Source organism: Moorena sp. SIO4G3 (assembly GCF_010692305.1).
GTDB lineage: Bacteria > Cyanobacteriota > Cyanobacteriia > Cyanobacteriales > Coleofasciculaceae > Moorena > Moorena producens_A.
In genome coordinates this window covers 1-7387 of the sequence record NZ_JAAHIG010000415.1, presented here as the reverse complement: position 1 = coordinate 7387, position 7387 = coordinate 1, and the positions used below count along the sequence as shown (strand labels likewise).

At 41.2% G+C, this 7387-nt stretch carries 8 protein-coding genes; 2 read left to right on the top strand and 6 right to left on the bottom strand.

Annotation, left to right across the window (positions count from 1 at the left end):
- Positions 1–344: 344 nt before the first annotated feature.
- From F6J99_RS38485 to F6J99_RS38475, 3 genes are all read right to left on the bottom strand, one after another.
- The gene (locus F6J99_RS38485; RefSeq protein WP_293121242.1) at positions 345–746 is read right to left on the bottom strand and encodes a DCC1-like thiol-disulfide oxidoreductase family protein; all 402 of its coding nucleotides are present in this window, start codon (positions 744–746) and stop codon (positions 345–347) included.
- Positions 747–1957: 1211 nt separating this feature from the next.
- The gene (locus F6J99_RS38480) at positions 1958–2914 is read right to left on the bottom strand and encodes a hypothetical protein (RefSeq protein ID WP_293121240.1); all 957 of its coding nucleotides are present in this window, start codon (positions 2912–2914) and stop codon (positions 1958–1960) included.
- A gap of 15 nt (positions 2915–2929) precedes the next feature.
- On the bottom strand, positions 2930–3553 hold the full coding sequence (locus F6J99_RS38475; RefSeq protein ID WP_293121238.1) for a hypothetical protein: 624 nt from the start codon (positions 3551–3553) through the stop codon (positions 2930–2932).
- 533 nt (positions 3554–4086) lie between these two features.
- On the opposite strand from F6J99_RS38475, the gene F6J99_RS38470 reads away from it, so the two are divergent.
- Positions 4087–4887 carry a hypothetical protein gene (locus F6J99_RS38470; protein ID WP_293121236.1) on the top strand — a complete coding sequence of 267 codons (801 nt, stop codon included), beginning with the start codon at positions 4087–4089 and terminating at the stop codon, positions 4885–4887.
- 111 nt (positions 4888–4998) lie between these two features.
- On the opposite strand, the gene F6J99_RS38465 is transcribed toward F6J99_RS38470, so the two are convergent.
- Complete coding sequence (locus F6J99_RS38465; RefSeq protein ID WP_293121234.1) at positions 4999–5133, bottom strand: hypothetical protein; 135 nt, start codon at positions 5131–5133, stop codon at positions 4999–5001.
- A gap of 106 nt (positions 5134–5239) precedes the next feature.
- Complete coding sequence (locus F6J99_RS38460; RefSeq protein ID WP_293121232.1) at positions 5240–6538, bottom strand: transposase; 1299 nt, start codon at positions 6536–6538, stop codon at positions 5240–5242.
- Positions 6539–6655: 117 nt separating this feature from the next.
- Between F6J99_RS38460 and F6J99_RS38455 the strand changes: the two genes are divergently transcribed.
- Complete coding sequence (locus tag F6J99_RS38455; RefSeq protein ID WP_198954039.1) at positions 6656–6823, top strand: hypothetical protein; 168 nt, start codon at positions 6656–6658, stop codon at positions 6821–6823.
- A gap of 55 nt (positions 6824–6878) precedes the next feature.
- Here the strand turns inward: F6J99_RS38455 and F6J99_RS38450 are convergent.
- A partial coding sequence (locus tag F6J99_RS38450) for a hypothetical protein (RefSeq protein ID WP_365975111.1) occupies positions 6879–7387 on the bottom strand: 509 nt, incomplete at its 5' end.

The window sequence follows — 7387 nt, the reverse complement described above, 5'->3', positions numbered from 1 at the left end:
GTGTTCTTCAGCCCTGCCCTTTTTAAGGGGGATTTAGGGGGATCCCTTTGTCCCTCATGGGAAATAGAATTGCTATAGCATCTCTAAATAGGTTTTAAACAGTTGATTTATCTATAACTCCCTATGATATTATCAGTATTTTACCCCTATCTCTATTCACAGATCATTTAGGATTGCTATATTTAATTTATAGTGCCCCTAAATAACCTTTCTAATCTTTCTTGCTCCTCCAGGTAAAATTATCGCAGGCTAAGGTTAAATATGGAGATGAAAGGCTTTGAAAGTAAATGGGGGTAGGAGTTGAGAAGCCAGCAACAAAGTAAGGTAAAAATTATAATACTGACTCATAGTAACAGAAACCTTTGGCGCTCTTGAGGGGTCAATAACCGACAACTACTTTGGCCTAGCTGTATCTGTTTACGTACTGAAGAAATCAAATTGTACACACCATCTCGAATAAATGGGGGAATAGCCAAAAATATCCCTAGATTCCTAACCGGTCCTTCTGCTAAGGTAATTGCCATCAGAACCGCTGAACTCTTTTGATAAAGACGGCCATTATAAAAGAGATATGCAGTGGTTAGATCAGGGGGCTGATACCCATGCTCAGCGAAGAAATTCTCAGCATATTTGGATTGGAGAGGACAAAACAGTAATGATGTCAGCTTTGTTCTTTCTAGAAGAAACAGAACAGTGGCATTACAAAAACCGCAGTCTCCATCATATAAAAATATTGCTGCTTTCATGGTTTTACTGTTCCTGATACCGAATTGACTTGGATGGAAAAATTTTGTTTATCTAGGACATAATAGCAGGGTCAATGCATCTTATTTTGGAATGCCTAGTGGATATGAGATTCATGAGATAAGTACTTTTACTTATGAATTTTGGAATCTTTTCTGACCAAGGCTTCTAGAATGTTAGATGAATTTGTTTGTCATTGATAGGTTGTCTGAAAAGTCTCATTTGCTACATCCAAGCCCCCGTTGGTCCCCATCTGTCAAAAAGCGAAGCATCCGCTAATTCCCCCCAGAATTGGGGGGTTAGGGGGGCGGGGGACTTTTAGAAGCAAATTGACTCTTGTTCCCCCCAAAGTTGGGGGGCTAGGGGGGCAAAATTCAGTATAAAAAAACTTTTCAGATATCCTCTGACATAATAGGGCTTTATTGGTGATTTTCTGATCAGCCATCAGCTTTCTGATTTTCCAAGAAAATCTACCCAAGGGGCACTAGCGTAAGGGACAACTCATACCTATCTCCTAAAGCTATAACTTGATAAGCAGCGATCGCAGAAATAATTACCTAATCGCTATCTCTGTAACCCTTACATTGTAAGGCTTTGAGTTTTATTAAACTGAGATATTGCACCATTGTCATTAATCGTAGGGTGGGCAGTGCCTAGCAACGCGGTTTGTAAGCTTCATTATCTGTCTGGTGCACTGCCCACCCTACATCAACCAAGCTTATTGAGAATGGTGCAAGATGTGAGTTAAATGTGGAATTGATTTTGTCCACCTGCTTAATTATACAGGGTATAGTTATCTTGTCAATAAACATGAGATATTTCTGATAAACCAGGCGTGATTGTGATTGTTGACAATGTCTTATATATATGTATAGGATCTATTGAATTTAATAAAGACTATATATAATATAGGCATCATAAGATTAGATGCGTTTACCGTCTTCTTCTGGCCTGGTTCCCACACTTTCCGTTTTTTTTGCCAATATGAGATCTACCCCTTACAGGTTTCAATTATCACCAGGTATGGGAAGTGAAAGTTTATTCCCATACACAGAGGATGGCTTTAACCCTGTCAACACTCTCAAAATTAGTATTTTTTAATAGTGTAAAAAAGTCAGTACCTAAGCTATAGATATATGTCGGTGGGTATTATAATCCTGTCTTAAATCTGTCAATAGTAACCCGATTATCCCCAAGGTTAATACCGAGAGTATCAACTAAGGAAACCAAGTGAATTTTCAACAATGTCTCTCCAGGGAAATAGGTAGATTTGGAGTAGAACAAATGCCAGTACATAGTACAAGCGGATGTTTTTAAAGGTGGGCTCTGCTTGTGAAATGCCCATAATAATCAGCGTCCAGCCAAAACCCATAACAGGTGCGATCGCATAGGTTGTGACTATAAACGTTAACAGAAATAGATCACGTAACTTGGACAGCCACTGAGCTTTGGTAAACAGAAAAGCGATCGCCACGAGAGCTTCGATCGCCCCACCCCAATAGGTGAACAATTTAGCCAATATCCCAACAGTTTGAGAGTCTTGCAATACAACTGACTGGAGATTGCTCATGGGAGCAACTAGACTACTAAGGGTTGACCGATTTTCAGCAAGGAGATCCTTGGGCAACCCTCCAAGCAGATCCACAACATTGGCAAAGCGCACATCGGTCAAAAGAATATGGTGAAACGCTATGCTATTGAGAAAATCAGGAGAGATAATTTTCCAGATTGTTGCGAAAAGAAAACACAGGCCAATCAGTAGTCTCGCATTTACTGCAAGTGTTTCTTTAACATTGCTACTTCGGGCAGAGAAGCACATCGCCAAGCACCAGTAGGCCAAAAGGTACTTATGGTTGTCTATGGTGAACCAGTTGTAGAGGTCACCTGCCAAAACGATGCTAGTAATCAAGAGCCAAAATCTGTAATTCCGCTGCCAAGCTGGATAGACAAGTCCTAAAATGCAAAGAATTCGGACTGGCACTACCACGTACCAAAAATCGGTAGGATAAGTCAACAGCAGTAGCAGAGTCATGATTGCCGACAAATCAAATATATCTGCTTCCCTGATATAGCGTATAAAAGCTCCCAAACTTAGGTTTATCTCATCTGTATTTATCTCCGTTGCTGGCTGTTTCTGAATCTCCACCTGGCTACTTTTTGAGATACTCATACTCTTCAAATCTCTTTAGGACAATCTTTTGACGACAGATGATGAAAGTTTGTGTGCCTTGACCTGGCTTGATTCAGGATCAAACATATATTGCCATACTTCAACTTGCACCTCTTTAACAGCGACAAATTCAGCCTTACTAGGTAGTGATTTACCTTTTTTTAGAACTTCCGGAGGCAATAATTGGGTTAATCGTTGTATTTGAAGTTGGACTTGGCTTTGGCGATCTATAAGATCGGGAGCCTCCGAATCCAAGTTGGAGAGGTAGTTCCTTGAGGTATCTCTTTCACTGGCATTGAAAGTAGGTGGCTCGGAGCTAGGCGAAGCGTAACTTATCCATTGGCTTTGAGCCAGCTCACGAGTCAGACGTAATAGACGGTTTTTTGTGGGGATCGTGCGTACCTCCGTTGCGAGCTTACCCAACCATTTTGGTAAGTTGACCTGAGTCTTCCCTTTGTCAGTCACAATATAGATTCGAAGGAAGCGGGCGGCTGGTGAATCAAGGGTAGAAAACATGCCAAACCCTCCGCCTTTCCAAGGGGTAAGAGACAATTGATGGGAAGCATACTGCTGTACAAGAGCAACAGTAGCTAAAAGGCCTGGAACTCCATATTTAAAGAGAAGGTCACGACGTTGCATGAATTTGGATGATTTCAAAAAGGACACATATTTGTATACATGGATTAATAATATATAGCAGTTTAGGTATAAGTAAAGTCTATGGAAAGTACAGCGTTTTTCATAACTATGTTTTTCATAACTATGAGGTACACAGGATTTGTCACCTCTTACCCTGGCTGACTGACACAAGTAGCTGAAAGCATTGCCAAGAGGGGGTTGCCAAGAAGAAGAAAGTCTGAGTAGATGGAGAAGGAAGAACGAGCCCCCGAAGGATAATGAAAACTCCTGGGGGGGTGACATGCAAGCTTAAATCCTTACTGGGTAATAATTTCAGCCCATAAGTTACAAAAAGATACATTCTGTTTTGGGCGCGACCTTGGACGTAGTTATAAGGGTTTGAGCTTGCCATTAAATGAATCGAGGGTTAATTTGGGACTGTATCTTCCCTGAGCTCATTGGCATCAAAGCCTTATCTACTAAGCTTTTTAGTGCTCATGTCACCCCCTCAGCTCCTCGGTACTTGATACTTAATACTTCATCTTCGACAACAGATGCCTTGGCAATTTCCTCAAAGACTAACCCAATCCCTAGGAGCAATCATAATTCTCCTAGGTTGTATATTAGCAGTTGGAAAGCTACAGCAACCCCAACTCAATGCCCTTAAACAAAGCTCCAAAAACATCTCACCCGCAGACCTCCAGCGAGACGTAGAAGCAACACAAGTGTATCTCAATCTGCTTGAGAGACTACCTACATTTGGCTTCGATAATCTATTAGCTGACTGGGTATTTCTGAATTTCCTTCAATACTTTGGTGATCAAGACGCTCGCCAAATTACTAGCTATCAGCTTAGCCCAGAGTACTTTGAGGTTATTATAAACCGAGACCCCAAATTTTTAACCGCCTATTTCTTTCTATCTAGCAGTAGCTCCTTATATGCAGGAATGCCAGAAAAATCTGTCGCCTTAATGGAAAAAGGACTCCAGTCACTATCCCCTAAAGTTCCTCCTCAGTCTTATTATGTGTGGCGTTACAAAGGAATTGATGAATTATTATTTTTGGGTGACCCTAAAGCCGCCCAACAATCCTTTGATAAATCAGCCGATTGGGCAAGTCAATCCCCTGATGCGCAAAGTCAAAACGTTGCTGAAATTTCCCGCAACACTGCTAAATTTATAAGTCGCAATCCTACTAGTAAGATAGCTCAAGTAAGTGCTTGGTCAATGGTTTTAAATAACTCCCCTGACCCTCGCACTAGCAAAATTGCTATTAGTAGAATTGAAGCCCTAGGTGGTAAAGTTATCATCACACCAGAAGGAGCAGTGAAAATTAAAATGCCCCAGACAGATTAATAGTGTTTAAGGTTAGAAGGTTGAAGGTTAGAAGGTTGAAGGTTTGAAGGTTGAAGGTTAGAAGGTTGAAGGTTAGAAGGTTAGAAGGTTGAAGGTTAGAAGGTTAGAAGGTTAGAAGGTTGTTCGCCTTTGGCGTTCGGTGTAGGGTAGGTTGACGATTGTTCGCGTAGCGTGGCCGAAAGGCCAAGGTTGACGACTCGGAGATCGCCATGACCCATGACCCATTACCCATGACCCATTACCCATGACCCATTACCCATTACCCATTACTAAAAAGCCGACACTAATCTCTATCAACATGGCTTTGAACCTCCCCACCCGTCGCAGGGATGGGGATTCCCAGGCACAATCTCTAAGAGACTGTTATCTCCATGGGCGTGACTTTCCCCCGCACCGGAGGTAGCTGGTTAGGGTCAATTCCCAGTTTTTTAAGACCCCTTAATTTAATATTTACTGCCCCATTAACATCGGCGTCATCATAGTGACCACAGTTGGTACAGACAAACTTCTCTTTTTTTCTGTTATTTTTACTGACGTGATGACATTTTGGACATTTTTGAGACGTATACTTGGGATTTATTTTGACTACCGGTATGCCTGACTTCGCAGCCACGACCTCTACCTTTTTGACTAGTTCGCCCCAAGCTGCATTAGATATTGAGCGATTTAAACCTCGCTTAGCAGATTGTCCATTACGGTCATATCCGCCATTCTCGTTGGGTAATGGTTTACACCGAGACTTCATTGCCTTAATGTTCAGATCCTCAAAGATCAAGGCATCTGTTCCATTGACTAATTTATTAGCGACATCCCAGTGATATGCACTACGTTTGTTAGTAATCTGTTCATGAAGCGAGGCTACTTTGACGTAAGACTTACCTCTATTTTTAGACCCTTTTCTTTTTCTGCTAGCCGCCTTCTGTCTGAGTTTTAAGCGCCTTTCTCTGCGCTTGAAAAACTCTTGTTTAGCCGGGTTAGCTATTGTTGTTCCATCAGATATACTAACCAGTTTGTTGATACCTAAGTCACAACCTTTAACCTTTATAGGATTAATCTCGCTTTTGTCTTTTCCCAGAGTAGTTGGCACTGATTTATCTTCAATTTGAAGACTTACAAACCATCCGCGAGCTTTCTTACGAACAGTGACAGACTTTAGAGTGAATCCTTCAGGAATAGGGCGAGAGTTATAAAAACCCATCCAACCAATACCCGGAAGATATATTTTGTTCCCATCTAGTTTTACTTGACCAGGAGCATACTTGAAGCTTCTGAATCGTGACCTTCTTTTAGGCTTTGGATATCCAGTCTCTCCCTTAAAAAACTTAGAGAATGCGACATCTAACTGCCTTAGGGTTTGTTGCAGAACAGTTGAATGGATTATTTTGTACCAAGGTCTCTCCTTCTTGAGAATTGGAAGATTTGAACTGTGAGCCTCATACGCACTCCTCCTTGGATTTTTTTTGCTGTTTTTCCAGGGGTAACCCACGGAATGATTTCTGCTTACAGAACAAGTCAGCGGGCACACCTCTCCACCACTTCTCAGATCGCAGTAATTACCCAACCTTGGAGCTTTTACCTGATCATAAGAGTCATTTCTATCTCTTAATAGGTAGTTGTATTCTGATCGCAACATGTCAAGCCATTTTTTCATCGTGGCTTCTTGTTGTCGGTTTGGCTTGAGTTTATAGGAGTACCCTAGCTGCATTTATTCGACTTTTCTGTTTATGCTACATTAATTATAGCTTATCGAAATACAGATGTCAACATTATGGGAAAAAGAACTGGGAGACCACCAATACATGGAGAGGCGAAGAAAGCGCATACAGTTAGAACAACAGATGCGGCATGGGAAGGTTTGAAACAAATGGCGATCAAGGCAGGTTTAAACTTGTCTGAGTACCTAGAATCGCTAGGTAAGACTGGTCGATTACCTTAAATATTTGAGAGGGAAATTCATCCCCACCTTAAGAAGATGGGGTATTCTTTCCCCCTCAAACTCCCCCTATTGATAAAATTGCTATTAGTAACTGATTTAGTAATAACCCTAGACTAAAACCTGTTAGAGAAACCCCACAGATAATCCAGAAAGCCTGCCATTCACCGTATCCTTCTGTTTGAAGATCTAATCTGGTTAAGGCAGCAGCAGCAATCAGCACCAGGATACGGCTAGAATAATGAATCCAGCGCAGGATGATAACGGCTAGGAAAGAGCTGAAAATTACGGAAACAAAAGCTTTAGCATCAGATTTCATCCAAGTCCCGTACAATTTTCTAATCTGATACACTGGAGCAGTTATAGCCAAAGCCATCAACAAGATATAAACTGCTCCGATCAGCCAGAGCCATACCGATACCTTAAATAAGGAAGGATGTGATCCTGATGTAGTCTGTTCTACCAAATGAAGGAGGAGAAATGAATAATGAAAGTGAATGCATATAGATAATGAAAAAAATAAACCAATTAGATATGGAATAAAACAAATAAAAAGGGCTATCAGAG

What these genes read in the sequence shown, in the direction of transcription:
- F6J99_RS38485 (WP_293121242.1), bottom strand. Translation starts at nt 746, where the DNA reads ATGAAAGCAGCAATATTTTTATATGATGGAGACTGCGGTTTTTGTAAT.
- F6J99_RS38460 (WP_293121232.1), bottom strand. Translation starts at nt 6,538, where the DNA reads ATGAAAAAATGGCTTGACATGTTGCGATCAGAATACAACTACCTATTA.
- F6J99_RS38455 (WP_198954039.1), top strand. Translation starts at nt 6,656, where the DNA reads ATGGGAAAAAGAACTGGGAGACCACCAATACATGGAGAGGCGAAGAAA.
- F6J99_RS38475 (WP_293121238.1), bottom strand. Translation starts at nt 3,553, where the DNA reads ATGCAACGTCGTGACCTTCTCTTTAAATATGGAGTTCCAGGCCTTTTA.
- F6J99_RS38470 (WP_293121236.1), top strand. Translation starts at nt 4,087, where the DNA reads ATGCCTTGGCAATTTCCTCAAAGACTAACCCAATCCCTAGGAGCAATC.
- F6J99_RS38480 (WP_293121240.1), bottom strand. Translation starts at nt 2,914, where the DNA reads ATGAGTATCTCAAAAAGTAGCCAGGTGGAGATTCAGAAACAGCCAGCA.
- F6J99_RS38465 (WP_293121234.1), bottom strand. Translation starts at nt 5,133, where the DNA reads ATGGGTAATGGGTCATGGGTAATGGGTCATGGGTCATGGCGATCTCCG.